Genomic DNA, 24,429 nt, shown 5'->3' on the forward strand with positions numbered 1-24,429 from the left:
GGCAGGAGACCTTCACCCATCAACGACTCTTACAGCGTGTCGTCACACTTTCTCAACCAACCTGCCTGGGCAGTACAGCTAGGCCAACCCCAGCTCGCGCATGCGTTCGTCGTGGGTGTGTTGGAGACGGTCGAAGAACCCGGCCAGCTGGGCCAGCCCGGCCGCCCCGGATACCACCAGGTCGACGAGTTCGTCGCGGTCGGCCAACACGTACTGGGCCTGGGTGATCGCCTCACCGAGCAGGCGGCGCGACCACAACGCCAGCCGGCTGCGTTGTTTGGTGCTGGCCGTGACCGCGCCGCGCACCTCGTCGACGACGAACTGCGAGTGCTTGGTCTCGGCGAGCACCGCACGCACCACGTCGCCCACCTCGTCGGGCAGCCCGTCGGCGATCTGCAGGTAGAAGTCGGCGGCCATCGCGTCGCCGATGTAGGTCTTGACCAATGCCTCCAGCCAGGTGCTCGGCATCGTCAACCGGTGGTAATTGTCAAGGGCGTTAGCGTATTTCGACATTGCCGCGACCGCGTCGACACCGCGGCGCTCAAGCGCTTCGCGGAGCAGTTCGAAGTGGCCCATCTCCGCGGCCGCCATCGCCGCCATCGAGATCCGGCCACGCAGATCGGGCGCCATCCGGGCTTCGTCGGTGAGCCGGTAGAACGCGGCCACCTCGCCGTAGGCCAGGACCGCGAAAAGCTCGTTGACACCGGGATGATCGGCGGACAGCCGCGGCGGGGAAGTCTGCGCTTCCGCGTCGGCGGAGGGAACCGAATTCATCACCACACTGTAGGCGTTCCGCGGCGGTGGACCGATGCCCGGCCCGACCAGGTAGTATGAGCCCCAGGCAGTGCCTATTCGGCGCTGCCGCGCAATGTGCGTACACGCGGTTGGCCCGCCTACTAGGCGAGTGCAGGGCCCCCGGCGGTGCCTTCGAATGATGGGCAAAGTATCGACCGTCGCAGTGTGTGCGCCCCGACCCGCACCGCGATCGACTGACATACCGCGCCAACTTCGAAAGGCATCTGCCCGCGCATGACCCCACTGATCTCCACCACCGTCCCCACCACCCCTCCGAGCTTCGCCGAACTGGGCGTTCGCGACGAGATCGTCCGCGCACTTGCCGAGGACGGTATCGAGCACGCCTTCGCGATCCAGGAGCTGACGCTGCCGCTGGCCCTGGCCGGCGACGACCTGATCGGCCAGGCCCGCACCGGCATGGGCAAGACCTACGGTTTCGGCATCCCGCTGCTGCAGCGGGTCACCACCAGCCCGGACCGACCGCTGACCGGTGCGCCCCGCGCGTTGGTCGTGGTGCCCACCCGTGAGCTGTGCATCCAGGTCTCCGGCGACCTGGCTGACGCGGCCAAGTACCTGACCGCCGGCGACCGTCCGCTGTCGGTGCAGGCCATCTACGGCGGCCGGCCCTACGAACCGCAGATCGAAGCACTGAAGGCCGGCGCCGACGTGGTGGTCGGCACCCCGGGCCGGCTGCTCGACCTGGCCCAGCAGGGACACCTGCAGCTGGGCGGCTTGGCCGTGCTGGTGCTCGACGAGGCCGACGAAATGCTGGACCTGGGCTTTTTGCCCGACATCGAGCGCATCCTGGCCCGCATCCCCGACGACCGGCAATCCATGCTGTTCTCGGCGACCATGCCCGGCCCGATCATCACGCTGGCCCGCAGCTTCATGAACCAGCCCACCCACATCCGCGCCGAGGCGCCGCACTCGTCGGCGGTGCACGACGCCACCGAGCAGTTCGTCTACCGGGCGCACGCGCTGGACAAGGCCGAATTGGTGGCGCGGGTGTTGCAGGCCCGTGGCCGCGGCGCCACGATGATCTTCACCCGCACCAAGCGGACCGCCCAGAAGGTCGCCGACGACCTGGGTGAGCGCGGGTTCAAGGTCGGTGCGGTGCATGGCGACCTCAACCAGGTGGCTCGCGAGAAGGCACTCAAGGCGTTCCGCACCGGCGACATCGACGTGCTGGTGGCCACCGATGTGGCCGCCCGCGGCATCGACATCGACGACGTCACGCACGTCATCAACTACCAGTGCCCCGACGACGAGAAGACCTATGTGCACCGCATCGGCCGCACCGGCCGCGCCGGCAAGACCGGTGTCGCCGTCACCTTGGTCGACTGGGACGAGCTGGCTCGCTGGACCCTGATCGACAAGGCGCTCAACCTGTGCTGCCCGGACCCGGCGGAGACCTACTCCAGCTCTCCGCACCTGTTCACCGAGCTGAACATTCCCACCGACGCCGGCAGCTCCATCGGCCAGGCGCGCCGGTCACCGGCCAAGCGGCCCGAAGGCGAGACCCGCGAGACGGCCGCCGACCGACAGCGGGCACCCCGCAACACCACCAGGTCGCGGCGGCGCACCCGCGGGGGCGGTCAGGCGGGCGCGGCCGACGGCGCCCTGCCGACCGTCGAGACGGGTGAGACCGGCACCGCCCCCTCCTCCGACGCCACCGGGCCCAGTGCCCCGCGTCGTCGCCGCCGTCGGCGTCCGAACAAGGCCGCGGCCGCTGCCGCGAACGGCAGCTGAGCTAGGCCGCCCAGATGGTGCGACCCGAGCGGCGCACCTCCGGCGATCTGGTCGCGGCGGCGGTGATCGCGGTCGTGGTCGTCGTTGTCGGGGTGGTCATCTGGTGGACCAGTGACGCCCGCACCACGATCAGCCGGCCCGCATCGGACTCGGCGACCAATCCCCCATCGGCGGCGATGGTGCCGGCAGCGTTGTCTCAACTGTGGACGACGTCCAGTCCGGCCACCTGGGCACCGGTGCTGGTCTCCGGCACGGTGATCACCGGCGAGGGCCCGAAGATGAGCGGGCGCGACCCGGCCACCGGGGAGGAGCGCTGGAGCTATTCGCGCGACGTCGACCTGTGCGGGGTCTCCTGGATCTACCGGTATGCGGTCGCGGTCTACCCCGATGCCCGCGGCTGCGGTCAGGTGAGCTCAGTCGTCGCCGCGGACGGCCTGCGCGGACCGGCCCGAACCAGCTACGCCGACCGGACCGTGCGGGTCACCTCCGAAGGCAGTTCGGTGCTCTCCGTCGGCTCCACCCGCCTGGAACTGTGGCGTTCGGACCTGGTCCGCGTGCTGTCCTACGGGGAGATCGACGCCCGGGTGAAGCCGTCGGCACGCGGCCGCGGCCAGGGCTGCACCCTGGTCTCGGCGGCGGCAGCCTCCTCGGCGGTCTCGGTGTTGGAAGCCTGCCCGGGCCAGACAGACCTGCAACTGACCCTGCTGCGCGCGGGCAAGGAAGAAGACGAGCCGGAGACCCAGCACATCGCCGAGCGCGGAGTGACAGCCGACTCCGGCGCACGGGTGCTTGCGGTGACCGACTCGGACGCCGGCGCCAACACCGCGATCTATCTGCCGACCCCACAGCCCCGGGTGGAGGTCGTCGACCAGACCGGCAGCACGATCGCCAAGACGCTGCTGCCCGCCAAGCCCTCCCCCGACAGCGCCGCACTGCCGGTGTCGCGGCCCACCGGGCTGATCTGCTGGTGGACCGGCGATGCCGTGATGGTGTTCGACTCCGGAACCCTGACCTACCGCTACACCATCCCGCGCTCGGGAGCCGCGGTTCCGCTGGGGCCGGCGGCGGCGATGGCCGGCCGCCTGCTGATCCCGGTGACCGACGGGGTCGGCGTTTTCGACCAGAACACCGGCACTGCCGAACGGATCATCCCGGTCGGTCGTCCACCCGGGGTCTCGACGGTGTTTCCGGCGGTGTCGGGTCCGACCGTGCTGGAGCAGCGCGGCGACACCGTCGTCGCGCTGGGCTGATGGCGGCGACCCGCTTCGCCCAGCTCCGCCGGCGCGAGGGTGCATAGTCGTACGCCGCCAACCGGCGTGTCGCCGTACAGACGCGCACGCTCGCGCGAAAGGGCGGCACGCTCGCGCGAAAGGGCGCTAGACCTCGGGGGTGAACGTGGGCAGCGTCTTGCCGTTCTTCCAGTACTTGAGCAACGCCTCGGCCAGCTGCCGATAGGCCTGCGCGCCCTTGTTCTTGCGCCCCGCGATCACCGACGCGCCCGATGCGCTGGCCTCGGCGAAACGCACCGTACGCGGGATCGGCGGGGCCAGCACCGGCAGCTCGTAACGGTCGGCGATGTCGAGCAACACGTCGCGACTATGGGTGGTGCGCGAGTCGTAGAGCGTCGGCAGCGCGCCCAGCAGACGCAGCTTGGGGTTGGTGATCTGCTGGACGTCGGAGACGGTGCGCAGGAACTGGCCGACACCTCGGTGCGCCAGAGTCTCGCATTGCAGCGGCACGATCACCTCGCCGGCCGCGGTCAGACCATTGAGGGTCAGCACACCCAGTGACGGCGGGCAGTCGATGACCACCACATCGAACTCGTCTTCCAGCTTGGCCAGCGACCGCTGCAGGGCGTATTCGCGGCCGGCCCGCATCAGCAGCATCGCCTCGGCACCGGCCAGGTCGATGTTGGCCGGCAGCAGGGTCATCCCCTCGTCGGTCGGCACCAGCGCGGTGTTGGGTTCCACCTCACCGAGCAGCACTTCGTGCACCGATACCGGCAGCTTGTCGGGGTCGTGCCCCAGCGAGAAGGTCAGACAGCCCTGCGGGTCGAGGTCGACCAGCAGCACCCGCCGGCCCAGCTCGGCCATCGCCGCACCCAGCGACGCCACCGTCGTGGTCTTGGCCACGCCGCCTTTCTGGTTGGCAACCGCCAAGATCCGCATCCCCGTCACACCGACATACTGGCACGGCTTGCCCCGCGGGAGCACCAAACGCCGGTCGGTGTCCGCCGTCGGGCAGAATCGACGGGCGTGGGGATCGAGGAGCACCGACTTCTGCTGCTGCGTCACGGCGAAACCGAGTGGTCCCAAAGTGGTCGGCACACTGGACGCACCGATCTGGAGTTGACCGAGGTGGGGCGGCGCCAGGCCGTCGCCGCCCGAGCGACGCTGACCAAGCTTGCGCTGGACAACCCGCTGGTGATCTGCAGTCCGCGCCGCCGCACCCAGATGACCGCCGAGCTGGCCGGACTGCACGTCGATGAGATCTCTGGCGACCTCGCCGAGTGGGACTACGGGCGCTACGAAGGGCTGACCACCGCACAGATTCGCCAGTCCGAATCCGACTGGCTGATCTGGACGCACGGCAGCGCCGGCGGTGAGTCGGTGGCGCAGGTCAGCGACCGCGCCGACCGGATGGTTGCGTTGGCGCTGCGGCAGCTCGCCTCGCGTGATGTGGTGTTCGTCGGTCACGGCCACTTCTCCCGGGCGGTGATCACCCGCTGGCTCGAGCTGCCGTTGGCCGATGGAGCGCGGTTCGGGATGGCCGTGGCGTCGCTGGCCGTCTGCGGCTTCGAACACGGGGTACGCCAGCTCGTCGCACTCGGGTTGACCGGACCGGGAGCCTGAGGTTGCCGATACCGACGTTCGTGCTGTCCGGACCCGCTGGGACGCTGTCGGCCGACACGATGACAACCGGGTTCGCCGATGTCGCCGCCGCCCAGGCCGCATTGTCCAGCGGCGAAGCATCGATTGTGGTGGGCGCGTTGCCTTTCCGCCCGAATTCCGCCGCGGCGCTGTTCGTCCCACGCGGGGTGCGACGCGACGAGGAGCTGCCGCCCGCGCGTGGCGCCGCGCTGCCGGCGGTCCACGTTGTCGCGCAGATTCCGCAGCCCGACGAGCACCGCGCCCGGATCCGCCGAGCCCTCGACGAACTGACCGCACCGCACGGATCCCTGCACAAAGTGGTGTTGGCCCGCGGGCTGCGCCTGGCCGCCGATGCCCCGCTGGACGCCGACACACTCCTGCACCGGTTGGTCGCCGCCGACCCGAGCGGCTACGGCTATCTGGTCGACCTGAGTGCGGCCGGGCCGGCCTACGCCGGCTCCGTCCTGGTCGGCGCCAGCCCGGAGCTGTTGGTCGCCCGCGACGGCGACCGGGTCACCTGCCGGCCCTTCGCCGGCTCGGCGCCGCGCTCACCGGACCGCGCCGTTGACGCGGCCAACGGCGCCGCACTGGCCGAGTCCGGCAAGAACCGCCACGAGCATCAGCTGGTCGTCGACCAGCTGCGTGCCGCACTCGAGCCACTGTGCACCGAACTCGACATCGCGCCGGCGCCGCAGCTCAGCAGCACCTCCGCGGTATGGCACCTGAACACCCCGATCACCGGCCGGCTGCGCGACACCTCCATCACTGCACTGGATTTGGCGCTGGCTCTGCACCCGACGGCTGCGGTCGGCGGGGTTCCGACCGCCGCTGCGGTCGACCTGATCACCGAACTGGAGGGCGACCGGGGCTTTTACGCCGGGGCGGTCGGCTGGTGCGACGCCGGCGGTGACGGCCGCTGGGTGGTGTCGATCCGCTGCGCGCAACTGTCCGCCGACCGCCGATCAGCCCTGGCCCATGCCGGCGGCGGGATCGTCGCCGAATCCGACCCGGATGAGGAACTGGCCGAAACCGTGACGAAGTTCCACACGATCCTGTCGGCTATGGGCGCCGTTCCGCCCAGCGCAGCGCCGCCGGACTGAACAACGCCGCCAACACCGCCACGGCCGCCGCGCCGACCGCCACGCCGTAGCCCCAGCGGTGTGAGCCCACCCCCAGGTACCAGGCGACCGGCAGCAGCAGCAGATTGGCGAACACCGCTATGCCGCGCCCAACCCGCCGGCCCCGCAGCAGCGCCCAACCGGCTGCCGAGACGGCGGCACCGACGAAGGCGAACCATGCCGCAGTACCGTAGCCATTCGCGTCGTGCTGGTCCGCGCCGGCAAATGCCCGCAGCACCAACACCGCCGCGACCGCCAGCGCGGCCACGCCCTGCACTGCGACGATCAGGCCCGCACCCCATACAGCGCGCGGTGAGTCAGCGACGGCTTTCACGCCGCCAGCGTAACCACCCGGTCCCACATCCTCGATGCCCATAGACTCGTATCCCGTGCGTGCCGTGCTGATCGTCAACCCCAATGCCACGTCCACCACGCCGGCGGGCCGAGACCTACTTGCCCACGCGCTGAAGAGCCGCCTGGACCTGACCGTGGTGCACACCGACTATCGCGGCCATGCGATCGAGATCAGCCAGGCCGCGTGCCGCGACGGCATCGACCTGGTCATCGCGCATGGCGGCGACGGGACCGTGCATGGTGTGGTCAATGGCCTGCTCGGCACCCCCGGCTCGCCACCTCCGGCGCACCTGCCCGCGGTGGCGGTGGTGCCCGGCGGGTCGGCCAACGTGTTCGCCCGTTCGCTGGGCATCGCAGCCGACCCGATCGCCGCGACCAACCAGCTCATCGAGTTGATCAACCCCCCTGGGGGCCGCCCCACGTGGCGCCGGATCGGTCTCATCGACTGCGGCGAGCGGTGGTCGGTCCTCAACGCCGGTATGGGGGTCGACGGCGAGGTGGTGGCCGCGGTGGAAGCCGAACGCGAGAAGGGCAACGCCGTCACCCCGCTGCGCTATATCCGCGCGGCGGTCCCCGCGGTGCTGGCCACCACCCGTCGCGCGCCGACGTTGACCCTGCAACTGGGCGACGACCCACCGGTCGAAGGGGTGCATTTCGTGTTCGTCTCGAACTGCGCGCCGTGGACCTACGCCGACGAGCGATGCGTGTGGACCAACCCCGACACCACCTTCGAGGCGGGCATGGGCGTGTTCGCGACCACCAGCATGAAGGTTCTACCCACGCTGAGGCTAGTGCGGCAGATGCTGTCGAAACGGCCGAAGCTGCGCGCCAAACAGCTCATCCGCGACGACGACGTGGCCGCATTGCGGGTGGATGCGGGCGACACACCGATAGCGACTCAGATCGATGGCGAATATCTGGGGCTGCGTAGCACGATGACGTTCCGCGCAGTACCCGACGCCCTGAGCGTCGTCGCGCCCCTGGTGGAGAAATCCCGCTGACCTGCGGAGATAGCGCTCAAATCGCTCGATGAGCGCACAGTTAAGCCCACTGTAGTACACCCGCGAGGGCATGCTGGGAGCAGCCCCTCGCAAACGTGACCTGGGCCACGTGATAAAGCGCACCCTTGACATCTGTCCAGGCTGTGACACGATCGAGCGATCGGAGCAAGCCGTAATCATTTCTTGCGCCGCTTATAACAGCCGAAAAGCACTAGCGCACTCCGCTGCGCCCAAAGTAAGGAGTTGGAGACCTATGGATTGGCGCCACAAGGCGGTCTGTCGCGACGAGGACCCGGAGCTGTTCTTCCCGGTGGGAAACAGCGGGCCGGCTCTCGCTCAGATTGCTTCCGCTAAGCAGGTCTGCACCCGTTGCTCGGTGGTCACCGAGTGCCTGACCTGGGCGCTGGAGACCGGCCAGGACGCCGGTGTGTGGGGCGGCATGAGCGAGGACGAGCGTCGTGCGCTCAAGCGCCGCAACGCCCGTACCCGGGCGCGCAGCGGGGTCTGACCCTCAGACAGACAACGACGCGGCCCCGACTTGGTCGGGGCCGCGTCGTTTTGTGTCGGGCCCGATTTCACAACGCCTGGCGCAGGCGGCGACCGCCGACCGGAATGCGCAGCACCATCTCGGTCCCGCCGCCCGGTGCGTCTCGAGCGGTCAGCGAGCCGTTGAGCTCCGCCGACACCAGTGTGTTGACGATCTGCAGCCCGAGCCGGTCGGAGGTTTCCAGCCGGAACCCCTCCGGCAACCCGTGACCGTCGTCGTGGACCACGACGTCGAGCCAACGTGCCGAGCGCTCGGCTCGAATGGTCACGGCACGGCGGTCCGCCTCTGCCTCAAAGGCATGCTCGATCGCGTTCTGCACCAGTTCGGTGATCACCATGATCAACGCGGTGGCCCGGTCGGCGTCCAGCGAACCGATCGATCCGATCCGGGCGACGTGGATCGGGATATCCACGCTGGCAACGTCGTTCATCATCGGCAGGATCCGGTCGATCACCTTGTCGAGGTTCACCACCTCGTCGACCGACATCGACAGCGCTTCGTGGACCAAGGCGATCGACGACACCCGCCGCACCGACTCCAGCAGCGCCTCGCGGCCTTCGGTGCTGGCTGTGCGGCGGGCCTGCAGGCGCAGCAGCGCCGCCACGGTCTGCAGATTGTTCTTCACCCGATGATGGATCTCTCGAATGGTCGCGTCCTTCGAGAGCAGCGCGCGATCGCGGCGCTTCACCTCGGTGACGTCGCGAACCAGCACCGCCGCCCCCGCCGGCTGGCCATGCACGATCAGCGGCAGGGTACGCAGCAGCACCACCGCCCCGGCCGCGTCGACCTCGAACCGCATGCTCGATCCGCCCGACAGTGACTCACGCACATGTTCGGCCAGCTCGTGCGCCTCGAACGGGTCCGAGATCAGCGGCCGGGTGATCGCGACCAGGTCGTGACCGGCCAGCTCGGCGGCCAGCCCCATGCGGTGGTAGGCCGACACCGCGTTCGGGCTGGCGTAGCGGACGGTGCCGTCCACGGCCAACCGGATGAAGCCATCGCCCACCCGCGGACTCGAGCGCGACACCGCGATGTCGCCGACGTCGGGGAAGGTGCCTTCGGAGAGCATGTGCACCAGGTCGGCGGCGCAGTCCAGGTACGCCGCTTCCAACCGGCTGGATTCGCGCCCACCCGTCAACGCGGTCTGGTGGGTGAGCACGGCCACGATACGGCCGCCGTGCCGGACCGGCACCGCTTCCATATTGCGTTGTCCGGCAGAGCCTTCCGAGCCTTCGCGCCAAATCGTCCCGGAATCGAACGCCGCAACCGCCAGCGGCATCCATTCCGGGACCACGACGGTGCCGACGGCGTCACTGAGCAGCACCGTGGGCGCGGTATTGGGCCGACATTGCGCCACGCACACCAATGCGCCGTCGGCGTCCGGGTCACGACGAACCCACATCAGGTAGTCGGCGAACGACAGGTCCGCCAGCAGTTGCCACTCCCCGACCACGGCATGCAGGTGGTCCACCGCACTGCCGGGCAAAACGGTGTGTTCGGCGAGCAGGTCACCGAGTGTGGACATCGGCTAGGTTGCGCCGTTCACACCGGCTGCGATCAGCTGATCACGGCGATGAGATCGCCGGCCTGGATCACGTCACCGACCTGCACGGCTACCTTGCTGACGGTGCCCGCGGCCTCGGCCAGCACCGGGATCTCCATCTTCATCGACTCCAGCAGCACCACGGTGTCGCCCTCGTTGATCTCGTCGCCCTCGCGGACCACGACTTCGAGCACGCTGGCCACGATCTCCGCGCGAACGTCCTCGGCCATCTTCACCTCGTTCATCACCCAGTCGACGATTACGTACATCCAAAAAGCTAGGCCCTATCGAACCACAACCGCCTCAGCCCGTCGGGCAGGGCGCTCGGGTAAGCGAACTCCAAGATAAATAAGAGGACGTAGAGAGTTCGATCCGTGATCGTGTCGTGTTTCTCCTGTGACAATTGCATAGCACCGTTACTCGAGTGTTTTGAACGCGTGACGAAATCGCCGTGACGCGGCACAAGTCGAGATCGAACTTGAGGAGTAGCGCGTTGTCTGTAAACCGTTTTGCCCAGCCACGAGTCCGGCTGACGTTGGTCTGCGCCGGCGCGATGACGCTGGCCACGCTCGGATTCGGCGTTGCGTCTGCCAAAGCTGCCCCGACGCTGGTCGATGACCCCATGCCGATTCCGGCCCCGCTCGGCACCCCGGCTCCCGTGGGCGCCCCCAGCCCGCTCGGCGTGCCCACGCCGCTGGGCGCCCCCACCCCGCTCGGCATGCCCGGCCCCGCCGCCGGAAGCTCCGCGGCCGGTGTGAACGCCGCGAACTCCTTCCTGCAGGTACTCAACGGCATGCTCAACAAGGTGGTGCCAGGGGTGGGTTCGATCATGCCGACCGACGTCAGCTCGCTGACGCCGCCCGGTGCGCCCATGTCCGCGGGTCCCGCGCTCGAAACCCCGCCGGCCCCGCCGACCCCGCCGGCACTCGTGCCGCAGACCCTGGCGGGTGCGCGGACCTTTCACTGAGGCGAATACAGGCGCGGTGGCTGCGGTGGCGGGGCCGACGGGAGGCCCCGCCACCGCGTCACACCCGGCGGCATGAGAGACTGGTCAGCCGGTATACCTGCTAGGAGGGCCAATCATGGCAAAACGTGGCCGCAAGAAGCGCGATCGCAAGCACAGCAAAGCCAACCACGGCAAGCGACCCAACGCCTAGAGCGTAGGTCCAGTTCGCTGATCGCCAGCACAGCTGATCGCAAGCCCGGCCGCAGGCCGGGCTTGCTTCGGTTAGCGCCCAAGTCTGGGTCTTTTTAGATCTATGCCGCGACGGCGACCCGCTTCGCCCGGCTCCGCCGCGCTTGCGATCGCCTTAGCCCTCGCGGTGGATGATCGTGGTCCGACTGATCTCCAGCCGCACCCGCTCATAGAGCCGCCGCGGAGCCTTGTCACCACTGCATTTGCTGGCGATCAGCGTCTTGATCCGTTCCTCGACCCCGTAGTGCCGCAGACAGCCCGGGCATTCCTCGAGGTGCTGGCGCAGCTTGGCCTTGGTCTCGGCCGTGCACTCGCCGTCCAGCAGCGTCCATACCTCGGCGATCACCTCCGAGCAGTCGGCGTCGGACCCGCCCCCGGCCGGCGAGGTGTTGCAGTCTCGCGAGCGCTCGGTCACGACGACACCTCCTCGGGAGCCTGGCCATCGCGAATGAATCCACGGTCGCGGGCGACGTCGGCCAACAGACCGCGCAACTGTCGTCTACCGCGGTGCAGGCGCGACATCACCGTGCCGATCGGCGTATCCATGATCTCGGCGATCTCCTTGTAGGGGAACCCTTCGACGTCGGCGTAGTACACCGCCATCCGGAACTCTTCGGGAAGCTGCTGCAGCGCCTCTTTGATCTCGGTGTCGGGCAGCGACTCCAAGGCCTCCACCTCCGCCGAGCGCAGCCCCGTCGACGAATGTTCGGCGGTGGCCGCCAGCTGCCAATCGGTGATCTCGTCGGTCGGGTACTCGGCAGGCGTGCGTTGCTTCTTGCGGTAGCTGTTGATGTAGGTGTTGGTCAGGATGCGGTACAGCCACGCCTTGAGGTTGGTGCCCTCCCGAAACGAACGGAACCCGGCATAGGCCTTGACCATGGTCTCCTGCAGCAGATCCTCGGCATCGGCAGGATTGCGCGTCATGCGCAACGCACCGCCATAGAGCTGGTCGAGCATGGGAATCGCGTCGCGTTCGAACCGAGCGGTCAGCTGCTCGTCGGTCTCATCGGAACGCACCGGGGCCTTGGCTTCTGCCGAAGCTTCGGTTCCGGTACCGGACGCACTCTCGCCGTCAGCCATCTCGATCGCCGCTGTCCCTTCTGTCGCGGTGCCCGCAACCGGCCCAGCCGATAGCTTGCGTTCCAGCAGACCGATCGCCGTTGACATCGGCGACTCCTTTCCGATCCTAGGGCCGTGATCGACGACTTGGCGCAGCGACCACACGAACTGCCTTACTCAACAGCGTCGGCCATGGCGCTATTTCCGGCCCGTATCCTGGCGCGGTGAGTCGCGCGGCAACCCGAGCTATCGCGGCCCTGATCGCCGCGCAGGTGCCCCACGAGGTGCTGCGTTACCGGCACGAGCCGGACCAGCACGCCTTCGGCGCCGAAGCCGTCGAGCAGCTCGCGGCCGAGGGGCCGGACGGCGTGCGGCCCGAGCAGATCTTCAAGACGCTGGTCATCACCGTCCCGCACGGTCTGGCGGTGGCGGTGCTACCGGTGCCGGCGAAGCTGTCACTGAAGGCAGTCGCCGCCGCACTCGGGGTGCCCAAGGCCACCATGGCCGACCCGGCGGCGGCACAACGGGCGACCGGTTATGTGCTGGGCGGGATCTCGCCCTTCGGGCAGCGCAAGGCACTGCCGACGGCGGTGGACGCCTCGGCGCTGGATTTCGACCGGGTGCTGTGCAGCGCGGGCCAACGCGGCTGGGACGTAGCGGTGGCGCCCGCGGACCTGATCCGGTTGACCGGTGCGGTCACCGCCGACATTCAGGCTCCCTGACCGGGCCGTCAGCCGTTCAGCCCTCCAGAACCGAACCGGGTTCGTCGCGGGGGGCGTCACCGAGGACGTCGTCGACGGTCGCGGCGAACGACAATGCGGCATCGATACCCGCGGCGGCCACCACCCGGGCGACGATCTGCTGATCGCTGACCAGGCAAAGCCTGATACCGCGCCGGCGGCAGCCGACCGATGCCTCTACCAGCACCGCGAAGGCGCAGATTCCCATGAACTCCAGTCCACTGGTATCGATGATCAACGGTCCGGGCGCGGTCGCGACCTCGGCCGCCTCGCCGACCAGGCGGCGCCAGACGGTGACGTTGGACGCGTCGATGCTGCCACCCGCACGGACCAGCAGCGCCGAGCCGCGGCGCTCCAGCAGGACGTGCAGCTGGTCTTCCGCAGGGCCCTCCTGGGCGACGAACGCCCTATCCCCGCGAAAGCCGCCGACCACCAATGCGGTGGCGCCAGCTACTGCCGCCCCCTCCGAGGCGGCCGAGGTGCGGCGCCAAACCGCGCAGCGGGTGAGTTTACGCCGTAAACCGGACAGCATGGGGTCGAAGCTACGCCGGTTTGTTTACGTTGTAAACCGGGGCGGGCAGACCCCCAGGGCGGTGTCCGCGAGCCCTCGCGGCCCGGGGTCACCCCACGAATGCGCCGCCGCCCCGCGCGCCGTAGTCAGCGCACGGGGCGGCGTTTGCGCCAGTCAGTCCTTGAAGGCGTCCTTGATGTTCTCGCCGGCCTTCTTCAGGCTGGACTTCCCCTGGTCGGCCTTGCCCTCGTTCCTCAGGCCGTCATCGCCGGTGACCTTGCCGGCGGCTTCCTTGGCCTTGCCCGCGACGTCCTGTGCGGCGTTCTTGGCCTTGTCTGCCAGTCCCATCGTGAAGCTCCTCCCTCATGTGACGTTGCACCACGAGACATACCCCGATGTTTACAACGTAAACCCCAGAAGGCGCCGATTGCCTCAGCGTTGGGCGAGCAGCAGTTCCAGTCGATCCAGCATGGCTTCCAGTGCCTCTTCGAACTCGGCGGTGCTGCGATCCTGCGACAACATCGGCTGCAGGCGCCGCAGGTGCGGGTAGTCGGTCAGATTGCGCCCCGCCCGCTCGCCACCGTCATCGAGCAGGACCTCGTCCGGGTGCAGTGCGGCGCCGCGCGCGGACACTTCCAACAGCAGGTGACCGATCAGGAATGTGGTGTAGGAGCGGTAGGCCGCCACCGCGGCGCCGTCGTCGAATCCGTACGAGATCAGCGTGTCGAGGAAACTTTCCATCCAGCGCAGGCTGCGCAGCGGGGGCCGAACCCACGGCGCCTCCGGCGCTTGGGTGGCGACCAGCGGAAAGACCTCCGGATGATCAAGGGCGATCTGTCGTACGCCGTGAGCCAGCCGCATGAGGTAGTCCTGCCAGCCGTCTTCCTGGCGCCGCGCCGCGAGTTGATCGGCGTAGAGCCGATCGATGATGTGGTCGACCACGCCGCTGAGCAGGTCGCCGCGGCCGTGCACGTAGCGGTAGAGCGCCATCGCCTCGACGCCGCAGGCCGCACCCAAGGCGCGCATCGTCAATTTCGACAGGCCCTGGCGGTCAATGAAGTCGATGGCCATTTCCAGGATCCCGTCACGGCTCAACTGCGGCGACGAGCGCAGGCCGTCGCCCGTGGCCGCAGCGTCCACCCCGCCATCCACCAGACCACCCCTTCTCAGTGCTCCGACACGAAGATCACCCGATCCGCATGTCGGTGGCGATTGGTGCCTCAGTTTACGTCGTAAGCCGGTTGTCAGATGTGAAAGTGCCGGGCCACCGCAAACGGTCCGGCGTTGAGCGCCGGCCACCCGCAGCAGACCTCCACGGCATAGGCTGACAGCCATGCCCAACACAGGCCCGCTCTCCGGGAAAACCATGTTCATTTCGGGTGCCAGCCGTGGCATCGGCCTGGCGATCGCCAAGCGGGCCGCGGCCGACGGCGCCAACATCGCGCTGATCGCCAAGACCGCCGAACCCCATCCGAAGCTCGACGGCACCATCTACACCGCGGCCGCCGAGATCGAAGAGGCCGGCGGACAGGCGCTGCCGATCGTCGGTGACATCCGTGACGGAGACTCCGTGGCAGGTGCGGTGGCCGCGACGGTCGAGCGGTTCGGCGGCATCGACATCTGCGTGAACAACGCCTCGGCGATCAACCTCGGTTCGATCCTCGAGGTACCGCTCAAGCGCTTCGACCTGATGAACGGCATCGAGGTGCGCGGTACCTACGCGGTGTCGCAGGCCTGCATTCCGCACATGATCGGCCGCGAGAACCCGCACATCCTGACGCTGTCCCCGCCGATCCGGCTGGAGCCCCAATGGCTCAAGCCCACCGCGTACATGATGGCCAAATTCGGGATGACCCTGTGCGCACTGGGCATGGCCGAAGAGCTGCGCTCGCACGGGATCGCGTCCAACACGCTGTGGCCGCGTACCCTGATCGCGACCGCCGCGGTGCAGAACCTGCTCGGCGGCGACGAAGCGATGGCGCGAGCCCGCACGCCCGACGTCTACGCCGATGCCGCCTACGCCATCGTGACCAAGCCGGCCACCGAATACACCGGCAACTCGCTGCTGTGCGAAGACGTGCTGGTGGACTCCGGTGTCACCGACCTGTCGGTCTATGACTGCGTGCCCGGCAGCGACCTGGGCGTGGACCTGTGGGTCGACACCGTCAACCCACCGGGGTACGTGCAGTCCTAGTTCCGCATGGTGAGGCGCCAGTGACCGAGGTCTTCGTCGAAAGCGAGTTTGCGCCGCTGCACACCGTGGTGCTCGCCCAGTCCGAACTGGCACTGCCGCAAGACATCCCGGACGCCGAACTGGAATTTCTTCCCTCGGGATCGAACGAAACGATCTCCGCCGGAGAGGATTTCGGTACAGCTTGCCCGCAGCGGCAGCAACTGTGGCTGCAGGAACGACGCAACTTCGAGGCGGTATTGCACCGCTACGGTGTCGAAGTGCTACGTCCGCGGATGTTGACCGCGGCCGAGAAGACCGCAGCCGGCTCCGACGGATACGCCAATTTCTTTGTGCGCGACCCGTTTTTCACCATCGGAGACGTCGTGATCGAGGGATCACTTCGGTTTCGGCACCGCCGCCGGGAGGTCTTGCCGGTCCGCGACGTCCTACTCGAGCGGGTGTATCCGGCGCCGTGTGACTATGTCGCCGTTCCGGCTCCCGAGATCGCCGACGACGGCGACGCGACGCTGGGGCCCGGGCCGTTCCTGGAGGGCGGCGACGTGCTGGTGCTCGACAAGCATGTTTTTGTGGGGACATCGGGGCTGGCGTCGAATGCGCTCGGTGCGCGCTGGCTGGACAAATTGCTCGCCCCGCGGGGCTACACCGTTGAGGTCGTCCGTTTGGCCCCCGACATCTTGCACTTGGATTGCGCGCTCGGTTTGATCCGCGACGGGTTGTTGGTCGTCTGCGAAGAGGCGTTGCTCGACGGGGTCCCGGCCGCGCTGAAATCCTGGGAGCGGATTCCGGTTTCGCCTTCGCAGACCAAGGATCTGGCCACCAACGGTTTGCCGATCTCCCCCGACGTCTATGTCACCGATCCGGTCTTCGGTTGGATCGGTGAGCAACTGGAACACCATGGCGTCACCGCCGAGTATGTCGAGTTCGGAATCAGCCGGTCGCTGGGCGGCGCGTTCCGATGCAGCACCCAGCCATTGCTGCGACGCCCCTAGCCCACGCCCCGCGGCGCGACCTCGGGGAGCAGCGGCTCGCCGGGCCGCCCCGGGATGACCAGCCTGAAGCAGGCGCCCCCGTCCTGGGGAGCGCAGGTCAGCGTCCCGCCGTGCGCGAGGGCCAGCGCCCGCGCGATCGGCAGCCCCAGTCCAGCACCACCGTGGTCGCGGCCGCGGGCGCTGTCCAGGCGCACCAGCCGATCGAAGATCCGCTCGGCATCCTCGCTACGAACACCGATGCCGGTGTCGGTGACGACCACCGCGACAGCACCGCCGTGTTGAGCGACGTCGACGTTGATCTGCCCGCCCGGCGGGGTGTAGCGGCGCGCGTTGTCGAGCAGGTTGGACAGAATCTGCGCCACCCGCGTGGGGTCGACCCGGACTGCTACGGAGTCCAGGCCCGTGCGCCCGATCCGCAGTTGCGGGGCAAGCAGCGCTGCCCGATCCAGTTGGGTGTCGACGATGCCGACCAGGTCGGCGTCCTTGAGCTCCAACGGCAATCCCGCATCGATATAGCTCAGATCCAGCATGTCGGTGACCAGCCGGGTGGCCCGCCGCGCTTCGGTCAACAACAGGCTGGCGCGACGATGCTGGCGCAGCACTTCGGGTTCGATCGCCTCTTCGCCGATCGACGGGCCGACCTGCGCGCTGACGTTTCCGGCAATCTGCTCGGCGGCGGCCTGCATTCCCGCTATCGGGGTGCGCAGTTCATGAGCGGCGTCGGCGAGAAAACGCCGGACCGCGGCCTCGGCGCGCTGTGCCCCTTGCGCGGCGCGCTGCGCTCGCTTCTCGGAGTCCTCCAACTCGTCGAGCATGTCATCGAAAGCTTCTGCCGCCCGGCCAAGTTCGGTCTTGGGGCGGTCGGGGCGCAGTCGCCGGCCCCGGTCCCCGGTGGTGATGTCGCGGGCGAGGTCGGTGAGACGGTCCAGCGGCGCGAGCAGAGCACGACTCGCACCGGCCAGCAGAGTCGACGCGAGAAGCAGAGTCCCCACGCCGGCCTCGATCATCAAGCGCCGCAATCTGCGCAGCGTCTCGTCGGACTCGGTGGTGTCGGCGACCAGGATCACCCGGTCGCCGTTGGCCAACGGATGCACCAGGACCGTCGCGGTGTCATCGGGCTCCAGCGGCGGGGCCGGAATCTTGGACCCGGTGGTCGCGTCGGGCTCGATCGCCGGGTCGCCGTAGCTGGTGCCGTCGGCAGTGACGACCAGCGCGGCGATGATGCCGCCGTTGAGTTGCTCCGACATCTGCTCAGCCGAGATCCCCAGCGCCACCAAGGAATCCGCCCGCGCGGTAGCCGCCGCGAGTCGTTCGTGCACGCTGCGTGTTGCCAACGCGGTCAACGTGGCATTGATCACCAACCCCATGGCCAGCATCAGCATGACCAGCAACGCCAGCACCATCACCGTCAGCCGGCGCCGCAGCGAGGGGGTGGCGGTCATGAAGCCGAAAGTTCCAGCCGGTATCCGATCCCGCGCACCGTATGCAGGATCCGCGGTCCGTGCACCTCGAGCTTCTGCCTCAGCCCGCTGATGTGGACCTGCACCAGGTTGGGGTCGTAGGCCTCATAACCCCACACCGCGTTGAGGATCTGTGCACTGCTGACGATGCGGCCGCGTTGTTCCACGAGGTAGACCAGCACCCGCAGCTCGGTGGCGGTCAAGCCCAGCGGGGTGCCTGAACGGGCGGCCACTCCGGCGTCGACATCGACCATCAGATCCCCGAACTGCACGGCCGCCGGCAGCCGTCCCCGTCGGCGTAGCACCGCACCGACGCGCGACACCAGCTCGGCCAGCTCGAACGGCTTGACCACGTAGTCGTCCGCGCCGCTGTCAAGACCGCGAAGCCGGTCGGGTAAGCCGTCGCGCGCGGTGAGCAACACCACCCCCACCTCGCCCCAGCGCAGGATCACGTCCATCAGCGCGAAGCCGTCGCGCCCCGGCAGCATGACGTCGAGTACCACCAGATCCGGCCGGAAGCCGTCGAGCACCTCCTCCAGACCGTGCCCGTCGCGCTGGGTGTCGGTGAGGTAGCCGGCATCGGCCAGCGCCTCACTGACCATCTCGCGAATGGTCTCGGAGTCCTCCACAACCAGCACCCGCGGCGTCCCCACACTGAAGGGGGTGCCGCCGCGGCGGTCGGCGGACCGGGAATCGGCCATGGTCCATTGATAACACCGTCACGCCGCGATGGGGAGATCCCGGCGGCGCGGCTTTCGCCCGCCATCGCGTTCTTCAGGTTCACTTCAAGTTGGCTCGCTACGGTCACGGCGACCGAGTGCGCCCCGCGCCCTTCGCACCGGCGCGAACCGGGGAAATTCAGGAGGCATGATGACGCCTACTACCAACAGGACTGTCTGACAATGGATTTCGCAATGCTGCCACCAGAGGTCAATTCGATGCGGATGTATTCGGGGGCGGGTGCACAGCCGTTGCTGGCCGCCGCCTCCGCCTGGAGCACGCTGGCCGCCGAACTGAACAGCGTGGGCCTGGCTTACGACTCGATGATCGACGAGCTGACCGCCGACTGGGCCGGCCCCAGCGCCACCGCGATGGCCGCCGCCGCGGCGCCGTACGCCCAGTGGATGCACGCCACTGCCGCCCAGGCCGAACACACCGCCGCGGCGGCCCGGTCCGCCGCCGCCGCCTACGACGCGGCGTTCGCCATGACCGTCCCTCCCCCGGTAGTCACCACCAACCGGACCCAGATGACGTCCCTGCTGGCCTCCAACTACCTGGGGCAGAACACTGCTGCCATCGCGGCCACCGACGCCCAGTACTACGAAATGTGGGCCCAGGACGCCACCGCCATGTATGGCTACGCCACCAGCTCCGCCGCCGCCACCAGGCTGGTCCCGTTCACCCAGCCCCCGCGCACCACCAACCCCGGCGGGGCGGCGAATCAGGCCGGCGCGGTCGGCCAGTCCACCGCCACCGCGGCAGGCAGCCACGCTGATACCGCGGTCTCCGCGGTCACGCAAGCCCTGCAGGGCCTCGGCGCACCGGGGTCGGCGGCGGCGGGATCGAATGCGGCGCTGACGAGCTCGATCGGTTCGGCGGCGGCGATGGAACCCGGGTTGGCGGCGTCCTACCTGGCGCTGGCCTCCAGCCTGTTCGGCACGTTTGTCATCGACTCGGCCGGCACCTTCGGCGTGGACGCGGCCGGCACCTTCGGTATCGACCTGATCGGGGTCGGCGAGATCGAGAGCGAACTTCTGCCGGAGATGGCCCTGGCCAGTGCGGTCACGCCGGTGACCGCAGAGGTGGGCGAGGCAGCCACCCTCAGCGGCCTGTCGGTCCCGCAGTCCTGGGCGACCGCGGCGCCAACGACCACGGTGATCCAGCAGGTTGGTGGCGCGTTGGCGACCGCCGCGCAGGGCGCGCTCCCGACCGCTGCGGCCGGGGCCAGCGCGCTACCGCTGGCCGCCATCGGCGCCGCCGGACTGGCCGGACGGGCCACCGCCGGCGTCGGGCGGGGTCGCGGGGCCACCACGAAGGCGAAGGCAACCCCCAAACGGGCGCCTCGCGCCATGGTCAAGCTGCGCGACCAAGCCGAGAAGCCGGAAAAGCCGCCGGTACGGCCGTTGAGCGGACCGATCACGCGGATCTCCGGCGAGCTGCGCGAGCTGGCCGATCTGCGCGATGCGGGAATCCTCACCGACGAAGAGTTCACCCAGGAGAAGCGGCGCCTCCTCGGCCGGTAGCACCATGGATTTCGCACTGTTGCCACCGGAAGTCAACTCCGCCCGGATGTACTCCGGCGCGGGCGCCGGCCCCTTGCTGGCCGCGGCGTCGTCCTGGGACGCCCTGGGGGCAGAGCTGCACAGCGCGGGCCTGGCCTACACGTCGGTGCTCACCGAACTGGGCGCCGGCTGGGCAGGCCCGAGCGCGCGGGCGATGACCGCCGCGGCAGCACCGTACGCCCAGTGGCTGCACACCGCCGCGATCCAGGCCGAGGAGACCGCCATAGCGGCCCGCTCCGCCACCGCCGCCTACGAGTCCGCTTTCGCCATGACCGTGCCGCCGCCGGTCATCGCCGCCAACCGCAGCCTGCTGATGACCTTGGTCGCGACCAACTTTCTCGGCCAGAACACTCCCGCGATCGCGGCCACCGAGGCCCACTACTACGAGATGTGGGCCCAGGACGCCACCGCTATGTACGGCTACGCCGCCGGTGCCGCCGCCGCCAGCAGGCTGGCCCCGTTCCGGCAACCACCGCGCACCACCAACTCCGCCGCCGCGTCCGCGCAGTCAGCGGCCGTCATGCATGCGGCCGCCACCACCTCGGAGGGCCACGGCGAGGGCGTCGTCACCGGACTCACCCATGCGCTGGAGTCCTCGTCTGCCCTGGCCGAGGCCATCGGCGCCGACGCGATCTTGATCAGCGAGCCCGCCATGGAGGTCGGCATCGCCGGCGTCGAGCTGGTTGTGGACTCGATGGGCACGTTCGGTGTCGACGCGCTCGGCACGTTCCTGTTCGACGCGATGGGCGCCGCCGAGGTGGGCCAGGAGTTGCTGCGGGCTGCGATGGCCGGCGCGCTGCCGATCTCGGCCAACCTTGCCTCGGCGACGTCGATCAGCGGCCTGTCGGTTCCGCTGGCCTGGGCGTCGGCCGCACCGGCGGTGGCGGCTCCGCAGATCGGCATGTCGCTGGCATCCGTCGGTACGGTCGCCGCGACGTCCGCCGTCCCGGCCGTGGCCGCCGGCGAGACGGTGATCCCCGCGGTGGGGATGGCCGCAGCCGGCGTGGCCGGAAGGGCCGGGGCGGGAGCCACCCGGGGCCTGCGCATCCCCACGGCCGCTACCGTCGCCCCGCCGCCGGTGCCGCCGCCCAACGACCTGCCGGAGTTGCCCACGCCCTCAGCGTTCGGGCTGTTGATGGGCGCCGACATCGAACTGCGGGAGCTGGCCGAGCTGCGCAATGCGGGGATACTCACCGACGAGGAGTACGCGACCCAGAAGCGCAGTCTGGTCGGAGGCTAGAGCAGGTAGCCCTGCTCGGGTTGCGGCTCGACCGGCGCGATCAGCTCGGGTGAGTTGTTCCGCACGCTGTTGACCAGCGTCGAGACCTCACGCACCGCAATCCCGGCCGGGTCCGGGGGGCGCGACAGCAGCGTGGTGTCGATCGCAGCGTCCGGATCCAGCCAGGAGTCCCAATGAATCTCGGGCAACAGCAAAGGCATCCGGTCATGAATGTCGGCGAGTTCACCGACGGCCGCGGTGGTGATGATCGCGACGCTGAGTACCGCATCGGAGAGCCGGTTGGGTCGCCAGACCGACCACAAGCCGGCCGCAAACAGCATCTCGCCGTCGCCATGGATGTAGAACGGTGTCTTGCGGGTGCTCTGAACCCCCGCCGCGCGCCATTCGTAGTAGCCGTCCATCGGCACCAGGCAGCGCCGCCGTTCCGCGGCCGCGGAGTACGCCGGTGAGGTAGTGACCTTGTCGGCACGAGCGTTGATCATCACGGGGCCGCCGGGCGCCGGCGCACCGTCGGGACCGGCCTTCGTCCACGGCGGCACCAGTCCCCAGCGCATCAGCCGTAACCGCCGCGACGGCTGGTCGCGGGGTGCATGTGGCTCGCTGTGCCGGCTGACCAGAGTCGCGACGCCGTCGGTAGGCGCCACGTTGTAGTTCGGGCCAACGTCAGCGCTGGCCGGAATCTCGTTGATCGCGTCGATGCGCGTGGCCAGCAACGCCGGATCGGTGGTTACCGCGAAACGCCCGCACATACCTTCATGGTGACAGCTAATCGATCCGGGTGGCGGTGACCGCCCAGAACGGCATGTGCACCAGGTTGTCTTCGAGCAGCGGTTGCAGGTACGCGAAGCGCTCGGCCAGGGCGCGGACTCCTGCCAGCAGGTCCTCGCGGCCCATCGCCTCCATCACCGCGATCATGTCGGTGAAGGCGTTCGGCGCGAAAGTGCCCTGATAGGTCGTGGTCCCGATGTGGTCGATACGCCACCCGGCGGATTCGAGCAGCGGACCGAAGCGCTCGGGCGACAACCCGTCCAACTGCCAACCGTTGACGTTGTGGCGTCCGGCTTCGAACATGAACAGCCGGGCTTGCGGCTTGGTCGCCCGATGCAGGTTGCGCGCATAGCGCAATTGGGTTTCTTCGTCGTCCTGAAACAGGTGGTAGAACGCGCTGTCGACCACCGTGTCGAACCGACCGTCGAACCCGACGAGTTCGACCGCGTCGGCCACTTGGAAGTCCACGGACACACCGGCTTGAGCGGCGTTGCGTCGCGCAACCGCGACGGCGGCCGGGGAATGATCGAGACCGGTCGTCGAATAGCCATGGGCCGCATAATGAATCGCGTGGTGACCCGAGCCGGTTCCGGGGTCGAGGACTTCTCCGCGCAGCGCTCCGCAAGCCACCAGTTGCTGCACCACCGGCTGCGGACGGCCGATCTCCCACGGCTCCGGGGGCCCAGTATCGCTGTTCATCGCCCACAACTGTGCGTGAGCCGGGTTAACGAAATCAGAACGCGCGGTGTACGAACGGCGACAGACGTCCTAGTGATGGCAAGATCGCCGCTGTGCGCCTCTCCGTCCTCGATCTCACGCCGGTCCGCACCGACCAGTCCACCTCAGACGCGCTGGCGGCAACGATGCGACTCGCGCAGCTCGCCGAGAGCCTCGATTACGCCCGCTATTGGGTCGCCGAGCACCACAACATTCCCTCGGTAGCGGCGACCAGCCCGGCGGTGCTGACCGCGATGATCGCCGCCGCGACCTCGCGCATCCGCGTGGGCTCGGGTGGGGTCATGCTGCCCAATCACGCGCCGCTGGCAGTGGCCGAGCAGTTCGCCCTGCTGGAGGCCGCCCATCCTGGCCGCATCGACCTGGGCATCGGACGCGCCGCAGGCGCCGATCCGGTGGCATCAGCGGTGCTGCGCGGTGCGACCGGCCGCGGTGATCGCGACATCGACGAATTCCCCGACAATCTCGCCGACGTGATCGCCCTGCTGGGCACCGCAGGCGTGTCGGTGCAACTGGCAGAACAGACCTATGTCCTGCGGTCGACACCCCACGCGCTTACGAGGCCACGGGTGTTCGTGCTGGGCTCCTCGATGCAGTCCGCCCAAATCGCCGCAGCCAAGGGACTCCCCTACGTATTCGGCCATCACCTGTTCGGCGAGCACACCGATGAGGCACTGGCGTGCTACCGGTCACAATTCGTCCCGAGCGAGCTTGCCGCCGAGCCGACCGCGTTCCTGACCGTCAACACTGTGGTTGCCGAAACACACGACGAGGCAACGGCTTTGATTCTTCCGTACCTGCGGCTACAGGCCCGGACCGCTACCGGGCAACCACCGGGACGCCTAGAACTGGTCGAAGACGCCAAGCAGTCGGCGCTCACGCCGCAACAGCACCTCCTCGCGCAGGGCGAACTCGAGCGCGCCGTGGTCGGTACGCCATCCGAAGCGCTCACCCAACTGAAGGAAGTGGCCGACCGCTTCGGGGTGGACGAGTTGATGCTCAATCCGGTCGCCTCCGCCCGTCGAGGCAGCGCTCCTGCCAGCGCGCCGGGGCGTGAATCCACGCTCCGTCTGTTAGCTGACGCCGCGTCGACAAAGTGAACAATGGGTGAAGGCAAACCAACGCCAGAGGGCTGCTCGGTGAATGTTTCGGGTGCCTTTTCCAACTGTCAATGAACAACTGCTGACAGTCTCCGAAAAGTCCCCTTCGTGGCTGTGTGTCGGGCGTCGGATCGCATAGCGTCGGGTCTGCGCTCAAGGGCGTACGCGATCCGCAATGG

General features: G+C 68.7%; 28 protein-coding genes. 14 read left to right on the forward strand and 14 right to left on the reverse strand.

Going from position 1 to position 24,429, the window contains the following annotated elements; translation table 11 throughout:
• Positions 1–78 precede the first annotated feature (78 nt).
• Entirely contained in the window at positions 79–774 is a 696-nt protein-coding gene (locus ACJH5R_RS16065; RefSeq protein ID WP_406758178.1) for a ferritin-like fold-containing protein, read from the reverse strand.
• A 267-nt stretch (positions 775–1,041) separates the two neighbouring features.
• Between ACJH5R_RS16065 and ACJH5R_RS16070 the strand changes: the two genes are divergently transcribed.
• The gene (locus tag ACJH5R_RS16070) at positions 1,042–2,544 is read left to right on the forward strand and encodes a DEAD/DEAH box helicase (RefSeq protein ID WP_406758209.1); all 1,503 of its coding nucleotides are present in this window, start codon (positions 1,042–1,044) and stop codon (positions 2,542–2,544) included.
• A 14-nt stretch (positions 2,545–2,558) separates the two neighbouring features.
• On the forward strand, positions 2,559–3,794 hold the full coding sequence (locus ACJH5R_RS16075) for a hypothetical protein (RefSeq protein ID WP_406758177.1): 1,236 nt from the start codon (positions 2,559–2,561) through the stop codon (positions 3,792–3,794).
• A 126-nt stretch (positions 3,795–3,920) separates the two neighbouring features.
• On the opposite strand, the gene ACJH5R_RS16080 is transcribed toward ACJH5R_RS16075, so the two are convergent.
• Positions 3,921–4,721 (reverse strand): ParA family protein, encoded by an 801-nt coding sequence (locus tag ACJH5R_RS16080; RefSeq protein ID WP_406782348.1) that lies wholly within the window; start codon positions 4,719–4,721, stop codon positions 3,921–3,923.
• Between the two features lie 78 nt (positions 4,722–4,799).
• On the opposite strand from ACJH5R_RS16080, the gene ACJH5R_RS16085 reads away from it, so the two are divergent.
• Together ACJH5R_RS16085 and ACJH5R_RS16090 are read left to right on the forward strand one after the other, a co-directional pair.
• The gene (locus ACJH5R_RS16085; RefSeq protein WP_406782349.1) at positions 4,800–5,396 is read left to right on the forward strand and encodes an acid phosphatase; all 597 of its coding nucleotides are present in this window, start codon (positions 4,800–4,802) and stop codon (positions 5,394–5,396) included.
• Between the two features lie 59 nt (positions 5,397–5,455).
• The gene (locus tag ACJH5R_RS16090; protein WP_406782478.1) at positions 5,456–6,514 is read left to right on the forward strand and encodes an isochorismate synthase MenF; all 1,059 of its coding nucleotides are present in this window, start codon (positions 5,456–5,458) and stop codon (positions 6,512–6,514) included.
• On the opposite strand, the gene ACJH5R_RS16095 is transcribed toward ACJH5R_RS16090, so the two are convergent.
• On the reverse strand, positions 6,474–6,908 hold the full coding sequence (locus ACJH5R_RS16095) for a hypothetical protein (protein ID WP_406782350.1): 435 nt from the start codon (positions 6,906–6,908) through the stop codon (positions 6,474–6,476). The genes ACJH5R_RS16090 and ACJH5R_RS16095 overlap by 41 nt on opposite strands.
• 13 nt (positions 6,909–6,921) lie before the next feature.
• On the opposite strand from ACJH5R_RS16095, the gene ACJH5R_RS16100 reads away from it, so the two are divergent.
• Both ACJH5R_RS16100 and ACJH5R_RS16105 read left to right on the forward strand, forming a co-directional pair.
• Positions 6,922–7,887: a diacylglycerol/lipid kinase family protein gene (locus tag ACJH5R_RS16100; protein WP_406782351.1), complete on the forward strand. Its 966-nt coding sequence runs from the start codon at positions 6,922–6,924 to the stop codon at positions 7,885–7,887.
• Between the two features lie 253 nt (positions 7,888–8,140).
• The gene (locus ACJH5R_RS16105) at positions 8,141–8,395 is read left to right on the forward strand and encodes a WhiB family transcriptional regulator (RefSeq protein WP_024443658.1); all 255 of its coding nucleotides are present in this window, start codon (positions 8,141–8,143) and stop codon (positions 8,393–8,395) included.
• A gap of 67 nt (positions 8,396–8,462) precedes the next feature.
• Here ACJH5R_RS16105 and ACJH5R_RS16110 read toward each other — a convergent pair whose 3' ends face one another.
• Entirely contained in the window at positions 8,463–9,959 is a 1,497-nt protein-coding gene (locus ACJH5R_RS16110) for a sensor histidine kinase (RefSeq protein WP_406758172.1), read from the reverse strand.
• Between the two features lie 32 nt (positions 9,960–9,991).
• On the reverse strand, positions 9,992–10,207 hold the full coding sequence (locus ACJH5R_RS16115; protein ID WP_406758207.1) for a biotin/lipoyl-binding carrier protein: 216 nt from the start codon (positions 10,205–10,207) through the stop codon (positions 9,992–9,994).
• Between the two features lie 263 nt (positions 10,208–10,470).
• Between ACJH5R_RS16115 and ACJH5R_RS16120 the strand changes: the two genes are divergently transcribed.
• Both ACJH5R_RS16120 and ACJH5R_RS16125 read left to right on the forward strand, forming a co-directional pair.
• A complete protein-coding gene (locus tag ACJH5R_RS16120) occupies positions 10,471–10,944 on the forward strand; it encodes a hypothetical protein (protein WP_406758171.1) in 474 nt (157 codons plus the stop codon).
• Positions 10,945–11,059: 115 nt separating this feature from the next.
• Positions 11,060–11,134, forward strand: a complete 75-nt coding sequence (locus ACJH5R_RS16125) for a 50S ribosomal protein bL37 (RefSeq protein ID WP_011728008.1) — start codon at positions 11,060–11,062, stop codon at positions 11,132–11,134.
• Positions 11,135–11,287: 153 nt separating this feature from the next.
• On the opposite strand, the gene rsrA is transcribed toward ACJH5R_RS16125, so the two are convergent.
• Together rsrA and ACJH5R_RS16135 are read right to left on the reverse strand one after the other, a co-directional pair.
• Positions 11,288–11,587, reverse strand: coding sequence for a mycothiol system anti-sigma-R factor (gene rsrA / locus ACJH5R_RS16130; protein WP_406758170.1), 300 nt, complete (start codon positions 11,585–11,587; stop codon positions 11,288–11,290).
• Positions 11,584–12,252: a sigma-70 family RNA polymerase sigma factor gene (locus ACJH5R_RS16135; protein ID WP_406782479.1), complete on the reverse strand. Its 669-nt coding sequence runs from the start codon at positions 12,250–12,252 to the stop codon at positions 11,584–11,586. The genes rsrA and ACJH5R_RS16135 overlap by 4 nt, the downstream gene beginning before the upstream one ends.
• 203 nt (positions 12,253–12,455) lie before the next feature.
• On the opposite strand from ACJH5R_RS16135, the gene ACJH5R_RS16140 reads away from it, so the two are divergent.
• Positions 12,456–12,953, forward strand: coding sequence for an aminoacyl-tRNA deacylase (locus ACJH5R_RS16140; RefSeq protein ID WP_406758169.1), 498 nt, complete (start codon positions 12,456–12,458; stop codon positions 12,951–12,953).
• A 16-nt stretch (positions 12,954–12,969) separates the two neighbouring features.
• Here ACJH5R_RS16140 and ACJH5R_RS16145 read toward each other — a convergent pair whose 3' ends face one another.
• The 3 genes from ACJH5R_RS16145 to ACJH5R_RS16155 all read right to left on the reverse strand — a co-directional run bounded on the left by ACJH5R_RS16145 (position 12,970) and on the right by ACJH5R_RS16155 (position 14,553).
• On the reverse strand, positions 12,970–13,503 hold the full coding sequence (locus ACJH5R_RS16145; protein WP_406758168.1) for an anti-sigma factor antagonist: 534 nt from the start codon (positions 13,501–13,503) through the stop codon (positions 12,970–12,972).
• A gap of 153 nt (positions 13,504–13,656) precedes the next feature.
• Positions 13,657–13,830 carry a CsbD family protein gene (locus ACJH5R_RS16150; protein WP_406758167.1) on the reverse strand — a complete coding sequence of 58 codons (174 nt, stop codon included), beginning with the start codon at positions 13,828–13,830 and terminating at the stop codon, positions 13,657–13,659.
• Between the two features lie 84 nt (positions 13,831–13,914).
• Complete coding sequence (locus ACJH5R_RS16155; RefSeq protein ID WP_406758205.1) at positions 13,915–14,553, reverse strand: TetR/AcrR family transcriptional regulator; 639 nt, start codon at positions 14,551–14,553, stop codon at positions 13,915–13,917.
• Between the two features lie 262 nt (positions 14,554–14,815).
• Between ACJH5R_RS16155 and ACJH5R_RS16160 the strand changes: the two genes are divergently transcribed.
• On the forward strand, positions 14,816–15,676 hold the full coding sequence (locus tag ACJH5R_RS16160; RefSeq protein ID WP_406782352.1) for an SDR family oxidoreductase: 861 nt from the start codon (positions 14,816–14,818) through the stop codon (positions 15,674–15,676).
• A gap of 20 nt (positions 15,677–15,696) precedes the next feature.
• Entirely contained in the window at positions 15,697–16,665 is a 969-nt protein-coding gene (locus ACJH5R_RS16165) for a dimethylarginine dimethylaminohydrolase family protein (RefSeq protein WP_406782353.1), read from the forward strand.
• Here the strand turns inward: ACJH5R_RS16165 and ACJH5R_RS16170 are convergent.
• Both ACJH5R_RS16170 and ACJH5R_RS16175 read right to left on the reverse strand, forming a co-directional pair.
• A complete protein-coding gene (locus ACJH5R_RS16170) occupies positions 16,662–18,107 on the reverse strand; it encodes a sensor histidine kinase (RefSeq protein WP_406782354.1) in 1,446 nt (481 codons plus the stop codon). The two genes, ACJH5R_RS16165 and ACJH5R_RS16170, sit on opposite strands and share 4 nt — an antisense overlap.
• On the reverse strand, positions 18,104–18,826 hold the full coding sequence (locus ACJH5R_RS16175) for a response regulator transcription factor (RefSeq protein ID WP_406758163.1): 723 nt from the start codon (positions 18,824–18,826) through the stop codon (positions 18,104–18,106). The genes ACJH5R_RS16170 and ACJH5R_RS16175 overlap by 4 nt, the downstream gene beginning before the upstream one ends.
• A gap of 201 nt (positions 18,827–19,027) precedes the next feature.
• Between ACJH5R_RS16175 and ACJH5R_RS16180 the strand changes: the two genes are divergently transcribed.
• Both ACJH5R_RS16180 and ACJH5R_RS16185 read left to right on the forward strand, forming a co-directional pair.
• Positions 19,028–20,368 (forward strand): PPE family protein, SVP subgroup, encoded by a 1,341-nt coding sequence (locus ACJH5R_RS16180; RefSeq protein WP_406758162.1) that lies wholly within the window; start codon positions 19,028–19,030, stop codon positions 20,366–20,368.
• A 4-nt stretch (positions 20,369–20,372) separates the two neighbouring features.
• The gene (locus ACJH5R_RS16185) at positions 20,373–21,647 is read left to right on the forward strand and encodes a PPE family protein, SVP subgroup (RefSeq protein WP_406758161.1); all 1,275 of its coding nucleotides are present in this window, start codon (positions 20,373–20,375) and stop codon (positions 21,645–21,647) included.
• Here ACJH5R_RS16185 and ACJH5R_RS16190 read toward each other — a convergent pair.
• Positions 21,644–22,396 (reverse strand): SOS response-associated peptidase, encoded by a 753-nt coding sequence (locus ACJH5R_RS16190; protein WP_406782355.1) that lies wholly within the window; start codon positions 22,394–22,396, stop codon positions 21,644–21,646. The two genes, ACJH5R_RS16185 and ACJH5R_RS16190, sit on opposite strands and share 4 nt — an antisense overlap.
• 16 nt (positions 22,397–22,412) lie before the next feature.
• Positions 22,413–23,114 (reverse strand): class I SAM-dependent methyltransferase, encoded by a 702-nt coding sequence (locus ACJH5R_RS16195; RefSeq protein WP_406782356.1) that lies wholly within the window; start codon positions 23,112–23,114, stop codon positions 22,413–22,415.
• A 92-nt stretch (positions 23,115–23,206) separates the two neighbouring features.
• On the opposite strand from ACJH5R_RS16195, the gene ACJH5R_RS16200 reads away from it, so the two are divergent.
• Entirely contained in the window at positions 23,207–24,250 is a 1,044-nt protein-coding gene (locus ACJH5R_RS16200; protein WP_406782357.1) for an LLM class flavin-dependent oxidoreductase, read from the forward strand.
• Positions 24,251–24,429 lie beyond the last annotated feature (179 nt).

It is taken from the genome of Mycobacterium sp. SMC-19 (genome assembly GCF_045310815.1).
Lineage (GTDB): Bacteria > Actinomycetota > Actinomycetes > Mycobacteriales > Mycobacteriaceae > Mycobacterium.